The sequence below is a fragment of the Mesorhizobium sp. M5C.F.Ca.ET.164.01.1.1 genome, assembly GCF_004792125.1.
GTDB classification, from domain to species: Bacteria; Pseudomonadota; Alphaproteobacteria; order Rhizobiales; family Rhizobiaceae; genus Mesorhizobium; species Mesorhizobium wenxiniae.
In genome coordinates, this window is record NZ_SRTG01000002.1 from 742615 (window position 1) to 759448 (window position 16834).

Consider the following 16834-nt stretch of genomic DNA (forward strand, 5'->3'; position numbering starts at 1 on the left):
GCTCCTCGATATCAGAATGGGAAAAATCAGTGCTGACTTATCTGCAACAGTACCTGTCCAACCGGCTTTGATGCCCACTGTTCACAGGAACGATAAACCGTCCACAGGACGGAATTCCCGTGCTCCGATTCCGGTTGACTCGGTAAGGTCGTGATTCTGCGCGATAGCTAGAACAAATGAAGAACAAAATCAAGTGTGTAGTGGACGCGGGCCGAAGCCGCTAGACGGAATCACCCCAGTCCAGCCGCCGCGCCGCCTTAAACAGTTCACCGTGGCGCTTGGTGAACAGTTTCTCGTCGGCACTGCCGTCCTTTTCGCAAAGTTTCAGCAGGACCTTGCCGGAGCCGGATTTCGGCGGCGCGATCACCCGAGCGGCGCGGGATGGGGCAGCTTGCCGTGAGGCAGCGACGTAGATGAATTTCTCATCCTCCCATGGCACGTCGGCGTCTTTGGCAAGCCGGTGCAGGCGCGAACGCGCGACACGGCGCGAAAAATGGCACCAGTCGGGCGGCACGAGCGGGCAGGGAGCCTCATGCGGGCAAGGCGCAAGCACATGCGCGCCCGCCTCGACCAGCTGCCGGCGCACGGCAAGGATGCGCTGCCATCCGGCCGGCGTGCCCGGCTCGACGACCAGCAGCGTGTTGTCGGTCAGGTGCCAGAGCCGGTCGATGAGTTTTGGCAGCGACGCCGGTCCGATCTCGTCCAGCACATAGGCGCAGGTGACCAGCTCAGCCGGCTTGAGATCGGCGAGATCGAGGGTGACATCGCCGGCCTGCCAGGCGACCATGGCCGTCATCGCCTCAGTGGCAAGCGCCTCGCCGACCCGGCGCACCGCGGCGCTCGCCTCGATGAGCACCGCCTGCTCGAGGTCGGGCCAGACATCGAGCGCGGCCCAGAGCACCGTACCAGGGCCGGCGCCTATATCGAGCAGGGTTTTCGGAGCATAATCGGGTCTTGCCTCGCTGAGCGCATCGAGGCTGGCACGGACGGCGGCATAGGTCGCCGGCAGCCGCGTCGCCAGATAGGCCTTGACCGCCATCTCCTCGGCCATGTGCAGGCGGCCGTCGCGCAGTTCGGCGCGGTAACGGTCCGACAGCGTTTTTGCCGCTTGCTTCAGCGTCGGCAGCGGCACTTTTTCGAGGAGGCGCTCGACGCCCTGTCGAAGCGGGATAGGCAGTTCCATAGCTCAGGCACCCCGAGGTGCGAGCAGGATGACCGAGGTGCCGACGATGCAGAGCGCGGACCCGGCAAGATCCCAATGGTCGGGACGCACGCCTTCCACCAGCCACAGCCATCCGAGCGAGGCGGCGATGTAAATGCCGCCATAGGCAGCATAGGCACGGCCCGCCGCGCTGACGTCTACCAGCGCCAGCAGGAAGCCGAACAATGCGAGCGAGGCCAGGCCTGGCGCCAGCCACAGCAGCGACTTTTCCAGCCGCCACCACGCCCAGATCGAAAAGCAGCCGGCGATCTCGGCGAGGGCAGCAACGATGAAGATGAGATAGGTCATGAAAAAAGGTCTCGCGGCGACGACGAGACCTTTTTCAGCGTGCGGGCCGGCAAAGGCAAGCCGCAATGGGGCGATCGCCGGCAGTCTATTCCGTATCCGCCACCTTGCGCCGCCGCGCGGGCTTGGCGGTAGGGGCTTTTGGGCGATGTCCCATGTCGCGCATCTCCAGCGCCTTCTCGCATTTGGCCATATAGTCGCGAGACATCGGCAGCGTGTCGTTCTTCTTGGCGATCTGGATTTGGAAGATCACCAGATCCTGCCAGCGGAAGGCGGCTTCCGAGGCTGCTAGGTAGAACTCCCACATACGGCAGAAACGCTCGTCGTAAATCGCCTTAGCCTTGTCGCGGTTTGCGGCGAAGCGCTCGCCCCAGTGCTTCAGCGTGTCGGCATAATGCAGCCGCAGGATTTCGATGTCGGTGACGATGAGGCCCGACTTTTCGATCGCAGGCATCACTTCCGAGAGCGAGGGGATATAGCCGCCCGGGAAGATGTATTTGCGGACGAAGGCGCTGGTTGCCCACGGCACGCCGGAGCGGCCGATCGTGTGCAGCAGCATGACGCCGTCCGGCTTCAAGAGCGTCGCCGATTTGTCGAAGAAGGTGCGGTAGTGGTTGACGCCGACATGCTCGAACATGCCGACCGAGACGATGCGGTCGAAGCGCTCGTTGAGCTCGCGATAATCCCTCAATTCGAAATGCACGCGGTTTTCCAGGCCTTGCGCATGGGCGCGGTCGGTGGCGACGCCATGCTGCTCGGTCGACAACGTCACACCTTGCACGTCTACGTCGAAGGACTTGGCGAGATAGAGGCCGAGCCCGCCCCAGCCGGAGCCGATGTCGAGCACCGTCTGACCGGCCTTCAGCCTGAGCTTGGCGGCGATGTGGCGCTTCTTGGCGGCCTGGGCTTCGTCGAGCGTCATATCCGGCCGCTCGAAATAGGCGCAGGAATACTGCATGTCCTCGTCCAGGAAGAGCCGGTAGAGCTCGCCCGATAGATCGTAGTGGCGCTGCACGTTGCGGCGCGCGCGCGCCGCCGTGTTGATCTGCTGCAGGCGGCGGAAGGCGTGGCGCAGACCCTCGATTGCCTTCGACCAGGTGGCATCGATGCCGCCGCTACCCATGTTCTGGAAAGCGATACGCATCACCCCCAGCACGCCGCCCTCGAGTATGTCGAGTTCGCCGTCCATGTAGGCCTCCGGCACCGCCAGCATCGGATCGAAGGTGATGGCGCGCTCGGCATGCGCGGTCTTGATGTGCATGTGCACCGGATCGCCAGTGCCGTCGCCGAAAATCACCGAGAGGCCTTTCGGTCCGGTGACTTTGAGGTTGCCGGTGCGCACCAGGCGGTCGAGAATGCGTTTCAGCAGAATATTCATGACCAATATCCCCTCTCGGCCAGACGCGCTATCTCGGCGCATGGCCCCGAAAATCGGATCCCATTTTCGGAAAGGATCATGCGCCAAAACAAGTTCTACAGCTTCCTTTGCGCGTCAAAAGGACGCGCCGCACTGTAGTCTGCCTCAACATATAGGGGTTCGAAAAGTTCCTTTTGGCACAAAAATGCCCAGGCGAGGGGCCCGGGCATTGGTCCAGAAGTGACTGGAAGCCGACGAAACGCTTTCAAGCGCCGCTCTGACGCCTTGTGACGTGCAATCAGCCGTTGTCTTCGCCGCCTTCGAACTCGGCATTGGGATCGAAGAAGTTGTCCGGGCGCGCATTGTCGTTGATGTCGTCGCCATAGATAGCTTCGGCTGTGGTCAGCGTCTCGCCCTTGGCCTGGCGCTCGGCTTCGTCGGCGGTGCGGGCGATGTTGAGCGTAATGGTGACCTCGACTTCCGGATGCAGCGCGATCGCCACATTGGTAAGGCCGATGGTCTTGATCGGCTGGTTGAGCAGGATCTGGTTGCGGTTGACCGAAAAGCCTTCCGCCGTCAAAAGCTCTGCGATGTCGCGGGTCGACACCGAGCCGTAGAGTTGGCCGGTTTCGCCGGCCGATCGCACGGCGATGAAGCTCTTGCCGTCGAGCTTTTCCGAAATCTGCATGGCCTCGGACTTGCGCTCGAGGTTGCGGGCTTCGAGCTGGGCGCGCTGGCCTTCGAATTTCTTCTTGTTCGCTTCGTTGGCGCGCAGCGCCTTGCCCTGCGGCAGCAGGAAGTTGCGGGCGAATCCATCCTTGACCTTGACGGTATCGCCCACCTGACCGAGGCGGGAAACGCGCTCGAGAAGAATGACGTCCATAGTTTTGTTCCTTCGTTTGGGCGCCAATCACTGGCATCGACGCTGAATTGTCTGGAACAGGTCAGGAAGCTGAGGGCGTTGCCGCCTATGTCGCTGTCCTGCCTGTCGCGGCAGTTAGAGGTCTTCACCTCAACCCGGGATTTTCAATGCATGTCGCCCAAAAGTGGTCCCGGTTTTGGGACAACGACATGCATCGATCAAGTTCAACCCTGCGGCGCCCGTCGCCGTTGGGTAAAGCGGGCGGCGAACCGCCCGCTGAAAGAGTGTTAGCGAACCACGTAGGGCAGCAGTCCGAGGAAGCGGGCGCGCTTGATCGCCTTGGCGAGCTCGCGCTGCTTCTTCTGGCTGACGGCGGTGATGCGCGACGGCACGATCTTGCCGCGCTCGGAAATGTAGCGCTGCAGAAGACGTACGTCCTTGTAGTCGATCTTAGGCGCGTTTGCTCCGGAGAACGGGCAGGTCTTGCGGCGGCGATGGAACGGGCGCCGGGTCGGGATCTGGTTGATGTCGACCATTATTCTGCACCCCCTTCAACACCTTCGCGCGGACGGCGCGGACCACGATCTGCACCGGCATCGCCACCGAAACTGCGCGGCGGGCGATCGCCACGGTCGCCGCGATCGCGGTCGCCGAACGAGCGTGGACCGCGGTCACGGTCGCCGAAGCCGCCGCGTTCCGAGCGCTCTTCGCGCTTCTGCATCATCGCCGACGGGCCTTCCTCATGTGCATCGACCTTGATGGTGAGGAAACGCAGCACATCCTCGGACAGGCCCATCTGGCGCTCCATCTCGTTGAGCGCGGCCGGCGGGCAGGTGATGTCCATCAGCGTATAGTATGCCTTCCGGTTCTTGTTGACCCGGTAGGTGAGGGACTTCAGTCCCCAGTTCTCGACCCGGCCGACGGACCCGCCATTCGCGGAGATGACGCCCTTGTACTGTTCGACAAGCGCATCGACCTGCTGCTGCGAGAGGTCCTGCCGGGCAAGAAACACATGTTCGTAAAGAGCCATATTGTTCTTTGCCTTTCTTCGTTTCTCTCCCGGTTCCGCGGCAAAAGCCTCTGCAACTTCTCTGACCCGCCGATCCCTAGAGGGGGCGGGGAAGAAAGGAGCATGACGAGACGGTCGAGAGCGGAGACACGGGAGGCGGAAGCGCTTCTGGCTCCACACGAAGGTTTCGAAAAACCTCCGGCCCTCCGTTCAGCCCCCAGCAAGGACCGGCAGATTGCGGGCGTCTATACAGGAATTTGACCGCAAGGCAAGGGCGAGCAGAAAACCCGCCGCTCCAAGGACGATACGTCGCGGCATCTTCAGCTTGTATGCGGGACGCGCTTGTTCACCGTTTCCGGGAAGAAATCGGGCGCCGCATGGCGCTTGCCGAACATCATGTCGTATTGCAGCAGACGGAAATCGCGAATGGCCGGATCGATCTTCTTCTGTCGCGCCCAGTCGGGCGTGTCCTCGCCCGTCGGCGTCATCAACAAATTACGATCGACGACGCTGTAGCGCTCGCGCATCTGGCCGAGGAAGCCGGTGTAATAGGGATGGCTGATCCCGGCCGTGGTCAGGATATGGTAGGGCAGGAAAGCCGGACTTACCGCGCCCATGTCCGCGGCCGGCCCGGTGCGGTTCGACCATACGACCAGCGGCGTCTGGTGATGCAGCAGCATCTGGTCAGGCGGCTCTTTGCGCGGCGCGACATTATCCTTGAGGAAGCCGGTCTCGACATAGACCGGGCCGAGCGGCGGCAGATGGTCGCCGAAGAAGGCGATGACTGTCGGCCGTTGGCGATTCTTCGCCCATTCGACAAGGCGCTCGAGGCCCTTATCGGCGTCGGATGCACCCTCGGTGAAGCTCAGCAGTGAATCCTTTGCCCACTGGCTGGTCGGCGCCTGCACCTTGTGGGTCGGATTGTAGTAGCGATTCGGCTCGTAGGGTCCGTGATTCTGCAGGCTGACGGCGAAGAAGAAGAGCGGATCGTCGGTGGCATCCGCCTCGCGGATGATCTCGTCGGTCATCGCCGCGTCCGAGGCCAGAGGACCGCGCTTTTCGAGATATGGCATATTTTGTTCCGACTTGAAGTCGTCGAAGCCGAAATCCGCATAGACCGGCGTGCGGTTCCAGAACCAGCTCGTCCCCGGATGGATTGCGCGCGTCTCATAGCCCTGGCTCTTCAGGAACGTCGCCATCGACGGCACCGGCGCGCGGACATATTGCTGGTAGGGGATGCTGCCGGCCGGCAGGAAGGCGTTGGAAAAGCCGGTCAGCGCCTCGAATTCGACATTGGCGGTCATGCCGCCGAATTCGGGTGAGAACATGTAGCCCGAGCGCAGCGCCCGCACATTGGGAATCGGATCGGGCGTGATGGTGACGCCGGGCAGCTCAGTCGGATCCCAGAAGGATTCGCTCATGACGATGATGATGTCGGGCTTCTCGGCCGGTACCGAGGCCGTCACATCAGGCCTGTCGATCGCTGCGATCGACTTGCCGGAATAACCGGCAGGCGCCGAGACATGGGCCATCGGCACATTGAGCGCGAAGGCGAGCGCGAAACCGTTGGAGGCGTAGTTTTCCTTCTGGTCCCACATGATCGGGATGATCTGCAGCCGGTCACGCGTCCACGAGAAGGTTGCATAGTCCATGATCGAGACGAAGAAGGCGAGCAGCGGCACGGTCAGCGTCAGCCGGGCCAGGCGCCCCTTGCGGCTGAGCACCGGTACCCGGCGACGCCAGAGCCGCCAGCCATAAACGAGCAGCGACAGGCTGCCAACGATGCCGATCGCCAGAGCGATGGCGGTTCCCGGACGTTCGCGCACCAGCAGCGGCATCAGCGCCACGATCTGGCGTGAATAGAGGAAATCGGTCGGATAGAGCGGATCGCCGAGATAGAGCGATTTCTGATGGCCGACAAAGGCCAGCGCCAGCGTCAGCGGCGCGACGATCATCAGGCTCTGGTGGCTGCGGCCGAGCACGGCGTCGAGGCCGACCAGGATCAGCGCGAAGATGATGATGGTGGTCCAGCCCGGCTTGAAGGGCTGCAGGAAGAAGGCGACGGTACCGGCAAAGTCGCCGCGCACGATCAGTTCGATCGCAAAAACCAGGATGGTGGCGGCGAGCAGGCTGACGAGGCCATAACGAATAACAGGCCATTTCCGGCCCGGCAGATAGCCAGTGGCCGGATCGCCTTCCAGAAACTGTGGCGCGGCTTTGCCAACGCCCTTCCTAGTCCTTGCCACCTTAGTTCCCCCGACCATACACAAAAGTGTCATTGAGCTGTCATCGATATGTCACGAAAAGCTAGCGCCTGTGGCTGAAATATGAAGAGCCAGCAAACGAATCGTGAGCGATTTTCATCATGAGTGATCGAAAAAAAGCCTGTTGGAACAGGTACTCGGCCAGCGATACCGAGCCGGAGCGACCCGGGTCGGGCTGCCAGCGGACTTGACTTGCCTGCCCGCCTTGCGTCACAGGCAGGAAAAATCAGCCGCTTGGGAGCCACACATGGCCGTTGCATTCACCTTTCCGGGACAGGGCAGCCAGGCTGTCGGCATGGGCAAGGACCTCGCGGACGCCTTTCCCGAATCGCGACATATCTTCGAAGAGGTCGATGACGCGCTTGGCGAAAACCTGTCGAAGCTGATCTGGGAAGGGCCGGAAGAGAGGCTGACGCTGACCGCCAATGCCCAGCCGGCGCTGATGGCTGTATCGCTCGCCGCGATCCGGGCGCTGGAATCGCGCGGCCTCTCGCTGAGGGACAAGGTCGCCTATGTCGCCGGCCACTCGCTCGGCGAATATTCGGCACTTGCTGCCGCCGGTTTCGTTTCGGTGGCCGATGCGGCCCGGCTCTTGCGTATCCGCGGCAATGCCATGCAAGCGGCTGTGCCGGCCGGTGAAGGCGCCATGGCGGCGATCATCGGGCTGGAACAGGCCGATGTCGAAGACGCCTGCGCTGAAGCGGCCAAAGATTCAGTTTGCCAGATCGCCAACGACAATGGCGGTGGCCAACTGGTGATCTCCGGCGCCGGCGCGGCGGTCGAACTGGCGGCGAGACTGTGCATGGAAAAGGGCGCCAAGCGGGCGCTGATGCTGCAGGTCTCGGCGCCCTTCCATTCGGCGCTGATGGCACCGGCGGCCGAGGTCATGCGCGAGGCATTGGCCGAAGTCACGAAGAGCGCGCCGTTCGTGCCCGTGGTCTCCAACGTGTCGGTCACTCCGTCCAGCGATCCGGACGCAATCGCCCGCCGCCTGGTCGAACAGGTGACCGGCCGCGTGCGCTGGCGCGAAACGGTGGAATGGTTCGACGCGAATGGCATTGCGACGCTTTACGAGGTGGGCGCCGGCAAGGTGCTGTCGGGACTGGTGCGGCGCATCAACCGCGATATGGGCACCGGCGCCGTCGGCACGCCGGCGGATGTCGACGCGGCGCTGGCGGCGCTCGCATAACCAACCGAGATTTGACCCCGCCCGCAGGGTGTTCTCTCTTAGATCAGGAGATCAAGACATGTTCGAATTGACCGGCCGCAAGGCCCTCGTCACAGGCGCATCGGGAGGCATCGGCGAGGCGATCGCCAGGGTGCTGCATGCGCAGGGCGCCGTCGTCGGCCTGCACGGCACCCGCGTCGAAAAGCTGGAGACGCTGGCGGCCGAACTCGGCGACCGGGTCAAGCTGTTCCCGGCGAACCTTTCCAATCGCGACGAGGTCAAGGCGCTCGGCCAGAAGGTCGAGGCCGATCTCGAAGGCGTCGACATTCTCGTCAACAATGCCGGCATCACCAAGGACGGTCTGTTTGTACGCATGGCGGACGCCGACTGGGATACGGTGCTCGAGGTCAATCTGACCGCCGTGTTCCGGCTGACCCGCGAACTCACCCATCCGATGATGCGGCGCCGGCATGGCCGCATCATCAACATCACCTCCGTGGTTGGCGTCACCGGCAATCCCGGCCAGACCAATTACTGCGCCTCCAAGGCCGGCATGATCGGCTTTTCCAAGTCGCTGGCGCAGGAGATTGCCACCCGCAATATCACGGTCAACTGCGTCGCCCCCGGCTTCATCGAATCGGCGATGACCGACAAGCTCAACGACAAGCAGAAAGAGGCGATCATGGCGGCGATCCCGACACGGCGCATGGGCACCAGCGCCGAAGTCGCTTCGGCCGTCGCCTATCTCGCTTCCAACGAAGCTGCCTATGTCACCGGCCAGACCATTCACGTGAATGGCGGCATGGCGATGATTTGACAGTTGCGGGAAAACACCCCTTTTCGCCTTGGACCTAGCCCGATTTTCGTGTAATGCGGCCCGCAACCCGGCGGTTCGGGCAAAAACCGGTCCGGTGCCGTTGCGTTTCCGACAGGACCATCTTTCAGCTTGATTAGCGGCATTCCGCCCGCTAACGAAGACAGACAAACAAAAGACGAGGATGCCCAAATGAGTGACACCGCAGAGCGCGTCAAGAAGATCGTTATCGAGCACCTTGGCGTCGATGCCGACAAGGTGACGGAGCAGGCGAGCTTCATCGATGATCTGGGCGCGGACAGTCTCGACACGGTCGAACTCGTCATGGCGTTCGAAGAAGAATTCGGCGTCGAGATCCCGGACGATGCGGCCGAAACCATCCTGACTGTTGGCGATGCGGTGAAGTACATCGATAAGGCTTCGGCCTGACGCTATTTGCAGTCACCACTGAGGAGGACCTGCGATGAGGCGTGTCGTCGTCACGGGCCTTGGGCTGCTTTCGCCGTTCGGCGTGGGCTTCGAGCATGGCTGGAAGGAGCTTCTGACCGGCCGCAGCGCAGCCAAGCGCATCACCGAGTTCGAGGTGGAGGATCTTGCCTGCAAGGTCGCCCACGTCGTTCCCCGCGGCAATGGTGAGAACGCCACCTTCAATCCCGAGGCCATTCTCGAGCCGAAGGAACTGCGCAAGATCGGCGATTTCATCCTCTACGGGATCGCGGCCGCCGACGAGGCGCTGAAGGATTCGGGGTGGGCGCCGAAGTCCCATGAGGAGCAGTGCGCCACCGGCGTGCTGATCGGCTCCGGCATCGGCGGCATCGAAGGCATCGCCGAGAACGCGATGATCCTGAAGGAGCGCGGTCCGCGCCGCATCAGCCCGTTCTTTATCCCCGGCCAGATCATCAATCTCGTCTCCGGCCAGGTTTCGATCAGGCATGGGCTGAAAGGCCCCAACCACGCCGTCGTCACCGCTTGCTCCACCGGCGCGCATGCTATCGGCGATGCAGCTCGGCTGATCATGTGGGGCGATGCCGACGTGATGGTCGCAGGCGGCGCGGAAGCGCCGGTGACCCGGCTGTCGATCGCCGGTTTCGCCGCTTGCCGGGCGCTGTCGACCGACCGCAACGAAGCTCCGGAAACGGCCTCGCGTCCCTATGACCGTGACCGCGACGGCTTCGTCATGGGCGAGGGTGCCGGCGTCGTCATTCTGGAGGAGCTGGAACACGCCAAGGCGCGCGGCGCCAAGATCTATGCCGAGGTCACCGGTTACGGCTTGACCGGCGATGCCTATCACATCACCGCGCCGGCCGAAGATGGCGACGGCGCCTTCCGCTGCATGGTGGCGGCGCTGAACCGGGCCAAGCTGACGCCCGCAGACGTCGACTACATCAATGCGCACGGTACCTCGACCATGGCCGACACGATCGAGCTCGGCGCCGTCGAGCGGCTGGTCGGCAACGCCGCGTCGAAAATATCGATGTCGTCGACCAAGTCGTCGATAGGCCATCTTCTGGGTGCGGCGGGCGCCGCCGAGGCGATCTTTTCGATTCTCGCCATTCGCGACAACATCGCGCCGGCCACCATCAATCTCGACAACCCGGAGCGAGAGACGGCGATCGACCTGGTGCCGCACAAGCCGCGCTCCCGCCAGATCGACGTGGCGCTGTCCAACTCCTTCGGCTTCGGCGGCACCAACGCCTCGCTGATCTTCCAGCGCTACAATGGCTGACCGGTCAGCCGGCCGGCACGGCGTATGCGTGCCGTCAATTTTGCCATATTCGCCCCTACTCTGCCCAAGGGGATTCGTTGCAAGACCAAGCGGTAGGGCGCCATGAACACGAATGCGGCGGACAACGGGGAATTCGGGCAACGGTCCACACCGTCGAGTCCGATCGTGCCGAAGACGGCCAGCGAGGCATTGCGGCCCGAAGCCGGCACGCCGCCGCCCAAGCGCTCGCGCGCCTCGCGCAGCCAGTTCGTTGTGTTCATGAACTTCGTCATCTCCTTGGTGATGCTGTTGATTCTGGCGGCCGGTTTTGCATTGTATTTCGGCAAGCAGGAATTCAACGAGCCCGGCCCGTCTGCCAATGCCGACACCTTTCTGGTCAAGCCGAACACCGGCGTCCAGGAAATTGCAGAGCAGCTCGAGCGGCGCGGACTGATCAGCGACGCGCGCATCTTCCGCCTTGGCGTGCGTGCCTTTGGCAATGATTCTGCCCTGAAGGCCGGCGAATACGAGGTCAAGCCGCAGGCCTCCATGCGCGACATCATGGAGTTGCTGAAGAGCGGCAAGTCGGTGATGTATTCGCTGACCGTCCCCGAGGGACTGACGGTCGAGCAGGCGCTGCAGCGCATCGCCGAGCAGGCAGCGCTCGACGGCGATATGCCGGCGACCATTCCACCCGAGGGCAGCCTTGCTACCGACACGCTGCGTTTCACCCGCGGCGCGACACGCCAGCAGATGGTCGACAAGCTTTTGGCGGATCAGAAGAAGCTGGTCGAGGATGTCTGGCAGCGGCGCGCCCCCGATTTGCCTCTGGCCAATGTCGACGACTTCGTCATCCTGGCTTCGATCGTCGAGAAGGAGACGGGCAAGGGCGACGAACGCTCACGGGTCGCCGCCGTCTTTCTCAACCGGCTGGCCAAGGGTATGCGGCTGCAGTCCGATCCGACCATTATCTACGGCCTGTTCGGCGGCAAGGGCAAACCCGCGGACCGCCCGATCTACCAGTCTGACATCAAGAAGCCGACGCCCTACAACACTTATCTGATCAATGGCCTGCCGCCGACGCCGATCGCCAATCCTGGCCGCGCGGCGCTGGAAGCGGTAGCCAACCCGTCGAAGACCGACGACCTCTATTTCGTCGCCGACGGCACCGGCGGTCACGTCTTTGCCGCGACGCTCGCCGAGCACAATGAGAACGTCGCCCGCTACCGGGCGCTGCAGAAGAAGCTGGCCGATGACGCTGTCAAGGCCGGAACTGCCAAGGCCGACGCCGCCAAGGTGGAAGGTCAGACCGATGCGCCGGTGGACGGCGGCGATGATGGCGACGCGGGAGCGGCGCAGTAGCGCCGGACGGTTCTGGGATCGTTCCTCCGATTCGTTTGACGGCAGGGACGTGCTGATTTTGTGATTATGAGCGCCTTGCGTCCGATTCGGCGCGAAGGGCGCTCCGGCATTTTGAAGCCGCGCATGTCTGGCCGGAACCGCTTCCGGGATCATGCGCCAGGGGGGAAGCAAGGGCATCATGAATTTGCAGAGCATGACCGGTTTTGCACGGGCCGTCGCCGAACATGACGGCACGTCGATCGCCTGGGAGGTCAAGTCGGTCAACGGCAAGAGCGTCGAGGTCAGGCTGCGGCTGCCGCAGGGCCTCGAGCGGCTCGAGCCGGCGGTCAGGCAGACGGTGCAAAAGCGCTTTGCGCGCGGCAATTTCCAGGCAACGCTGACAGTCAGCCGTGCCGCCGGCCAGCAGGCGCAGCCCGTAGTCAACGAGGCCTTCCTGAGGGATCTGGCGGGGCTGGCGAAGCGGCTGCAGGAGCAGTTCGGCGTAGCGCCTGCGACAGCCGACGGGCTGCTTTCGCTACGCGGCGTGCTCGACATCCCCGAAACCACCGAAACCGAAGAGGCGCGGGCGGCGCTCGACAGCGCGATTCTCTCGGCGCTCGAAGTGGCGCTGGGCGGGCTGGAGCAGGCACGCCAGGGCGAGGGCGCCGCCCTACGCTCGCTGCTGTCCGGCCATATCGACGCTATCGAGGCGCTGACGGTGCGCGCCGAGGCCGATCCGTCGCGCGAGCCGACGGTAATTCGGGAACGGATTGCCGAGCAGGTTCGGCTGCTGATGGATGCCTCCGCCAATCTCGACGCCAGCCGGTTGCATATGGAGGCGGCGTTCCTAGCCACCAAGGCCGACATCCGCGAGGAAATCGACCGGCTGAAGACGCATGTGGCGTCCGGTCGGGTGCTGCTGGCAGGCGGCGGCACCATCGGCCGCAAGCTCGATTTTCTGGCGCAGGAATTCAACCGCGAATCGAATACGCTGTGTTCGAAGTCGAACGCCGCTGCGGTCACTGCCATAGGGCTGGAACTGAAGGCGGTCGTCGACCAGTTTCGCGAACAGGTCCAGAATCTGGAGTAACCCTGATGGTCGCCAAGGAGCCTATGGTTGCCAGGGATTTGGGTTCCCGCATTCGCCGCCGGGGTCTTATGCTCGTGCTGTCGTCGCCGTCCGGGGCCGGCAAGTCGACGATCGCGCGCAATCTTCTGGAAAGCGATTCCAGTCTCGAACTGTCGGTCTCCGTCACCACGCGGCCGCGCCGCGGCAGCGAGATCGAAGGCGTCCACTATCATTTCCGCACCATGCGCGAGTTCGAGCGGCTGCGCGATTCAGACGAACTGCTCGAATGGGCCGAAGTGCATGGCAATTGCTATGCGACGCCGCGTGAACCGGCCGAACTGGCGCTGGCACAGGGCCGCGACATGCTGTTCGACATCGACTGGCAGGGCGCCCAGCAGCTCAAGGAGAAGATGCGCGCCGACATCGTCTCGATCTTCATCCTGCCGCCCTCGATGAAAGAATTGAAGGCGCGGCTGAAGCGCCGCGCCGAGGACCAGGAATCGGTGATCGAGACGCGTCTGAAAAACGCCCGCAACGAGATCGAGCACTGGAAGGAATATGATTTCGTCATCATCAACGACGATCTCGACCGCGCCTTCGCCGAAGTGCGTGGCATAGTCATCGCCGAACGGCTCAGACGCGACCGCCGGCCCGGTCTATTCGATTTCGTCTCGGGGCTGCTCGACGAGAAGACGGATTAGGGGCGCGCCCGCGCAGTTACACTGCGTTGGCCAGTCGCACGAACTCCTCGACGTCAAGCGTTTCGGCGCGCCGGGTCGGATCGATGCCGGCGCGAGTGAGCAGGGCTTCGCCGCCGAGGCTCTTGACGCTCTGCCGCAGCATTTTGCGGCGCTGGCCGAAGGCCGCTTCGGTGACGCGGCCGAGCTTCTTGACCTCGGTGGGCAGGGGACTTGCCCGCGGCACCAGATGCACCACCGACGACACCACCTTGGGCGGCGGCGTGAACGCTTGCGGCGGCACATCGAAAGCGATTTTTGCCTCCGTCCGCCAGCCTGCCAGCACACCCAGCCGGCCATAGGCATCGCTGCCGGGGTGGGCGACGATGCGCTCGGCCACCTCGCGCTGGAACATCAGCGTCATCGATGCGTAGAAGGGTGGCCACTCGGCGACGGTCAGCCAGCGTATCAAAAGCTCGGTGCCGATATTGTAGGGCAGGTTGGCGACGATCCTCACAGATCCATTGTCCCCATGTGCGCCTTTGGCAAGCGCCGCAAAATCCGTCTTCAGCGCATCGCCGGCAATGATCTCGAGCCCGCCCGGATAGTGGTCCGACACCTCCGCAAGCGCTGCCAGGCAACGCTCGTCGCGCTCGATGGCGATGACCCGAGCCGCGCCGTGGGACAGCAGCGCCCGGGTCAGGCCACCGGGACCCGGACCGACCTCGATCACCGTGGCGCCCGTCAGGTCGCCGGCGGCGCGCGCGATCTTGCCGGTCAGATTGAGGTCGAGCAGAAAATTCTGACCGAGCGCCTTTTTCGCCTGCAAGCCATGGCGTTCGATCACCGCGCGCAACGGCGGCAGCCCGTCGATGCTCATGCGACCGCTCTCATGCAAAGCCTCATGCGGCGGCAGCCTTCGTCCCGATGTCGGCAAGCCTGCGGGCGAGTCTGAGCGCCGCGATCAGACTGTCGGCACGGGCTATGCCCTTGCCGGCGATATCGAAAGCGGTGCCGTGATCCGGTGAGGTGCGGATGAAGGGTAGGCCGAGCGTAACGTTGACCGCCTCGTCGAACGCCAGCGCCTTGGCCGGGATCAGCGCCTGGTCGTGATACATGCACAGCGCCACATCGTAGCCGGCTCGGGCGCGGGCATGGAACAGCGTGTCGGCCGGCAGCGGCCCGAAAGCGTCGATGCCCTCCGCCCTCAGCCTGTCGATCGCCGGGCGGATGATGCGCTCGTCCTCGGCGCCCATCGCGCCGCCTTCGCCGGCATGCGGATTGAGGCCGGCAACGGCAAGCCGCGGCTTGGCAATGCCGAAGCGATGTTCGAGGTCGGCGGCGGTGATGCGGGCGGTCGCGACGACCAACTCCGTGGTCAGCGCTTTCGGCACCTCGCGCAGCGCAATGTGGATGGTGACCGGAACCGTGCGCAACTCGGGGCCGGCAAGCATCATCACCGGCATCGCTTCTGCGCCGGTGTGGAGTGTCGCCAGGTGCGCCAGATATTCGGTATGGCCGGGGAAACGGAAGCCGGCATCGTAGAGCGGCTTCTTGGCGATCGGGCAGGTGACGACTGCCGCCGCGCGGCCGCCAAGGCAGTCGTCAACAGCGCGGTCGATGGCCTCGATGATGCCGGCGGCGTTGGCTGGGTCCGGCCGGCCAGTGCTGTCGACGAAGCGGGCGACTAGGGGCACGACGGGCAGGGCGCGTGCAAAGACGCGCGCCGCTTTGGCTGGTATCGTCTCCGTGATTGGCACATCGGCGCCGAGCAAGCGCGCCCGTGCGGCAATCAACGCCGGATCGGCGATAAAATAGAAGGGCGGCACACCGGCGCTGTCGCGCGCTCGCCAGGCGGCAATGGCGATTTCCGGCCCGACGCCGGATGGATCGCCGACGCTCAGCGCCAGCGGAAGCTCTGCCTCTGGCGACTTCAGCGCTCGACGATGCGGGCTTTCTTCCGCAACTCCTCGACATACTTGTTGGAGAGCTCGTCGGCGTCCTTGCCGCTCGAGCCTTCGCTCTGGAACACCATCTGGGCGGCCTTGTCGTCGGACACTTCGCGCGACGAGCAGATGCCGATGAACTCGACGCCGCGGTCTGTCTCGCGCGTGGGGGTGGCGCCGCCGACCTTGGTGGCCTTGATCTGGTCGGCCCAGTCCGGCGGCAATTGCGGCGCCAGTATCCGGCCGAGATCGCGAACGGTGACGTCGATCAGGCCCTTGGCAAATTCGCGCGAGGTGTTGCAGCTGTTGAAGCGGGCGCGCATGGCATCGGCTTCGCGCTTGCGCTTGGACAGCGTAGCGCTGCGCTCGGCCGCCGGCACGACGAAAATGACCTGCTGCAGCATGTACTCCATGGCGGTCGGCTTGGTGCCGCCATTGTCGAGCATGCGCCTGACCACGTCCTGCTCGCTCAACGCGCCGCCGCTCTTGGAGCGATGGCGCGCGGTCAGCGCCTGGTTCCAGGCCATCTGGGAGCGGATGAACTCCTTGAAATGTTCCTTGCCGACGCCGGACTGCGCCATGACGCCATCGAGTTGTTTGAGCTGCATCTTGTTGGTCGTGGCAAAGCGCTGATAGGCAGCGTCGACCTGGGCGTCGCTGATGCGGATCCCGAGACGCCTGGCTTCGGCGACGCGCAGCGTCTGCTCGATCATTTCCTCGGCAGCGTCGCCTTTCTTGCGCTGCAGGCGCAGGAAGGCAGCCCGATGCTGGATGTCGCCGGTCGTGATCGGTACATTGTTGACGACGTATTTGATCTGGCTGGCGAAGGCCGGCGGCGTCATCACTGTGATCGAGGCCGAGGTAGCCGCCACCAGCAGCGTGAACCCTGCCGAAAAGAGGTATTTCCTCATCGAAAGCATCCCAATTTTTATCTCGGTTCCGGCCCAATTCTATCCCATTTTGAGGGAGCTGGAATCCGTGCCTGCCCTATGCGGCGAAACGATGTCGTTAGAAGCGATGTGCGTCCAATAGGACGCACAAGATACGCTCTAACACTTTGAATCTACGCATCGTGCTTTCCGAAAATCAATTCCGATTTTCGGGCCGATGCGTTG

General features: G+C 63.5%; 17 protein-coding genes. 7 read left to right on the plus strand and 10 right to left on the minus strand.

The genetic code is table 11. The features are described 5' to 3' along the window. Nucleotides 1-220 precede the first annotated feature (220 nt). The 7 genes from EN807_RS20235 to EN807_RS20265 all read right to left on the minus strand — a co-directional run bounded on the left by EN807_RS20235 (nt 221) and on the right by EN807_RS20265 (nt 6999). Complete coding sequence (locus tag EN807_RS20235) at nt 221-1183, minus strand: small ribosomal subunit Rsm22 family protein (RefSeq protein ID WP_135936392.1); 963 nt, start codon at nt 1181-1183, stop codon at nt 221-223. A 3-nt stretch (nt 1184-1186) separates the two neighbouring features. After that, entirely contained in the window at nt 1187-1510 is a 324-nt protein-coding gene (locus tag EN807_RS20240; protein WP_135936393.1) for a YnfA family protein, read from the minus strand. Nucleotides 1511-1595: 85 nt separating this feature from the next. Next, nucleotides 1596-2885 carry a cyclopropane-fatty-acyl-phospholipid synthase family protein gene (locus EN807_RS20245; protein WP_135936394.1) on the minus strand — a complete coding sequence of 430 codons (1290 nt, stop codon included), beginning with the start codon at nt 2883-2885 and terminating at the stop codon, nt 1596-1598. 277 nt (nt 2886-3162) lie between these two features. After that, entirely contained in the window at nt 3163-3747 is a 585-nt protein-coding gene (gene rplI, locus EN807_RS20250; RefSeq protein WP_135936395.1) for a 50S ribosomal protein L9, read from the minus strand. Between the two features lie 266 nt (nt 3748-4013). After that, nucleotides 4014-4262 (minus strand): 30S ribosomal protein S18, encoded by a 249-nt coding sequence (gene rpsR / locus EN807_RS20255; protein WP_006203718.1) that lies wholly within the window; start codon nt 4260-4262, stop codon nt 4014-4016. After that, nucleotides 4262-4756, minus strand: coding sequence for a 30S ribosomal protein S6 (rpsF, locus tag EN807_RS20260; protein ID WP_029354402.1), 495 nt, complete (start codon nt 4754-4756; stop codon nt 4262-4264). The genes rpsR and rpsF overlap by 1 nt, the downstream gene beginning before the upstream one ends. A 299-nt stretch (nt 4757-5055) precedes the next feature. Continuing rightward, on the minus strand, nt 5056-6999 hold the full coding sequence (locus EN807_RS20265; RefSeq protein ID WP_127313632.1) for an LTA synthase family protein: 1944 nt from the start codon (nt 6997-6999) through the stop codon (nt 5056-5058). Between the two features lie 247 nt (nt 7000-7246). Between EN807_RS20265 and fabD the strand changes: the two genes are divergently transcribed. The 7 genes from fabD to gmk all read left to right on the plus strand — a co-directional run bounded on the left by fabD (nt 7247) and on the right by gmk (nt 13797). Then, the gene (gene fabD / locus EN807_RS20270; RefSeq protein ID WP_135936396.1) at nt 7247-8188 is read left to right on the plus strand and encodes an ACP S-malonyltransferase; all 942 of its coding nucleotides are present in this window, start codon (nt 7247-7249) and stop codon (nt 8186-8188) included. A 58-nt stretch (nt 8189-8246) separates the two neighbouring features. Continuing rightward, complete coding sequence (gene fabG, locus EN807_RS20275; protein WP_029354396.1) at nt 8247-8984, plus strand: 3-oxoacyl-[acyl-carrier-protein] reductase; 738 nt, start codon at nt 8247-8249, stop codon at nt 8982-8984. Between the two features lie 189 nt (nt 8985-9173). Beyond that, entirely contained in the window at nt 9174-9410 is a 237-nt protein-coding gene (locus tag EN807_RS20280; protein ID WP_006203723.1) for an acyl carrier protein, read from the plus strand. Between the two features lie 34 nt (nt 9411-9444). Further along, nucleotides 9445-10707, plus strand: a complete 1263-nt coding sequence (fabF, locus tag EN807_RS20285) for a beta-ketoacyl-ACP synthase II (protein WP_135936397.1) — start codon at nt 9445-9447, stop codon at nt 10705-10707. 102 nt (nt 10708-10809) lie between these two features. After that, nucleotides 10810-12048, plus strand: a complete 1239-nt coding sequence (mltG, locus tag EN807_RS20290) for an endolytic transglycosylase MltG (protein ID WP_135936398.1) — start codon at nt 10810-10812, stop codon at nt 12046-12048. Nucleotides 12049-12226: 178 nt separating this feature from the next. Next, entirely contained in the window at nt 12227-13117 is an 891-nt protein-coding gene (locus EN807_RS20295; RefSeq protein WP_135936399.1) for a YicC/YloC family endoribonuclease, read from the plus strand. Between the two features lie 5 nt (nt 13118-13122). Further along, nucleotides 13123-13797 (plus strand): guanylate kinase, encoded by a 675-nt coding sequence (gmk, locus tag EN807_RS20300; protein ID WP_027152668.1) that lies wholly within the window; start codon nt 13123-13125, stop codon nt 13795-13797. Between the two features lie 16 nt (nt 13798-13813). Here gmk and rsmA read toward each other — a convergent pair whose 3' ends face one another. The 3 genes from rsmA to EN807_RS20315 are packed head-to-tail and all read right to left on the minus strand — an operon-like array spanning nt 13814 to nt 16639. Next, entirely contained in the window at nt 13814-14653 is an 840-nt protein-coding gene (gene rsmA, locus EN807_RS20305; protein ID WP_135936400.1) for a 16S rRNA (adenine(1518)-N(6)/adenine(1519)-N(6))-dimethyltransferase RsmA, read from the minus strand. A gap of 22 nt (nt 14654-14675) precedes the next feature. Next, nucleotides 14676-15710: a 4-hydroxythreonine-4-phosphate dehydrogenase PdxA gene (gene pdxA, locus EN807_RS20310; RefSeq protein ID WP_189522525.1), complete on the minus strand. Its 1035-nt coding sequence runs from the start codon at nt 15708-15710 to the stop codon at nt 14676-14678. After that, on the minus strand, nt 15707-16639 hold the full coding sequence (locus EN807_RS20315; RefSeq protein WP_189522514.1) for a peptidylprolyl isomerase: 933 nt from the start codon (nt 16637-16639) through the stop codon (nt 15707-15709). Before EN807_RS20315 ends, pdxA begins: the two co-directional genes overlap by 4 nt. Nucleotides 16640-16834: the final 195 nt, after the last annotated feature.

What these genes read in the sequence shown, in the direction of transcription:
- EN807_RS20235 (WP_135936392.1), bottom strand. Translation starts at nt 1,183, where the DNA reads ATGGAACTGCCTATCCCGCTTCGACAGGGCGTCGAGCGCCTCCTCGAA.
- EN807_RS20240 (WP_135936393.1), bottom strand. Translation starts at nt 1,510, where the DNA reads ATGACCTATCTCATCTTCATCGTTGCTGCCCTCGCCGAGATCGCCGGC.
- EN807_RS20245 (WP_135936394.1), bottom strand. Translation starts at nt 2,885, where the DNA reads ATGAATATTCTGCTGAAACGCATTCTCGACCGCCTGGTGCGCACCGGC.
- rplI (WP_135936395.1), bottom strand. Translation starts at nt 3,747, where the DNA reads ATGGACGTCATTCTTCTCGAGCGCGTTTCCCGCCTCGGTCAGGTGGGC.
- rpsR (WP_006203718.1), bottom strand. Translation starts at nt 4,262, where the DNA reads ATGGTCGACATCAACCAGATCCCGACCCGGCGCCCGTTCCATCGCCGC.
- rpsF (WP_029354402.1), bottom strand. Translation starts at nt 4,756, where the DNA reads ATGGCTCTTTACGAACATGTGTTTCTTGCCCGGCAGGACCTCTCGCAG.
- EN807_RS20265 (WP_127313632.1), bottom strand. Translation starts at nt 6,999, where the DNA reads ATGGTCGGGGGAACTAAGGTGGCAAGGACTAGGAAGGGCGTTGGCAAA.
- fabD (WP_135936396.1), top strand. Translation starts at nt 7,247, where the DNA reads ATGGCCGTTGCATTCACCTTTCCGGGACAGGGCAGCCAGGCTGTCGGC.
- fabG (WP_029354396.1), top strand. Translation starts at nt 8,247, where the DNA reads ATGTTCGAATTGACCGGCCGCAAGGCCCTCGTCACAGGCGCATCGGGA.
- EN807_RS20280 (WP_006203723.1), top strand. Translation starts at nt 9,174, where the DNA reads ATGAGTGACACCGCAGAGCGCGTCAAGAAGATCGTTATCGAGCACCTT.
- fabF (WP_135936397.1), top strand. Translation starts at nt 9,445, where the DNA reads ATGAGGCGTGTCGTCGTCACGGGCCTTGGGCTGCTTTCGCCGTTCGGC.
- mltG (WP_135936398.1), top strand. Translation starts at nt 10,810, where the DNA reads ATGAACACGAATGCGGCGGACAACGGGGAATTCGGGCAACGGTCCACA.
- EN807_RS20295 (WP_135936399.1), top strand. Translation starts at nt 12,227, where the DNA reads ATGAATTTGCAGAGCATGACCGGTTTTGCACGGGCCGTCGCCGAACAT.
- gmk (WP_027152668.1), top strand. Translation starts at nt 13,123, where the DNA reads ATGGTCGCCAAGGAGCCTATGGTTGCCAGGGATTTGGGTTCCCGCATT.
- rsmA (WP_135936400.1), bottom strand. Translation starts at nt 14,653, where the DNA reads ATGAGCATCGACGGGCTGCCGCCGTTGCGCGCGGTGATCGAACGCCAT.
- EN807_RS20315 (WP_189522514.1), bottom strand. Translation starts at nt 16,639, where the DNA reads ATGCTTTCGATGAGGAAATACCTCTTTTCGGCAGGGTTCACGCTGCTG.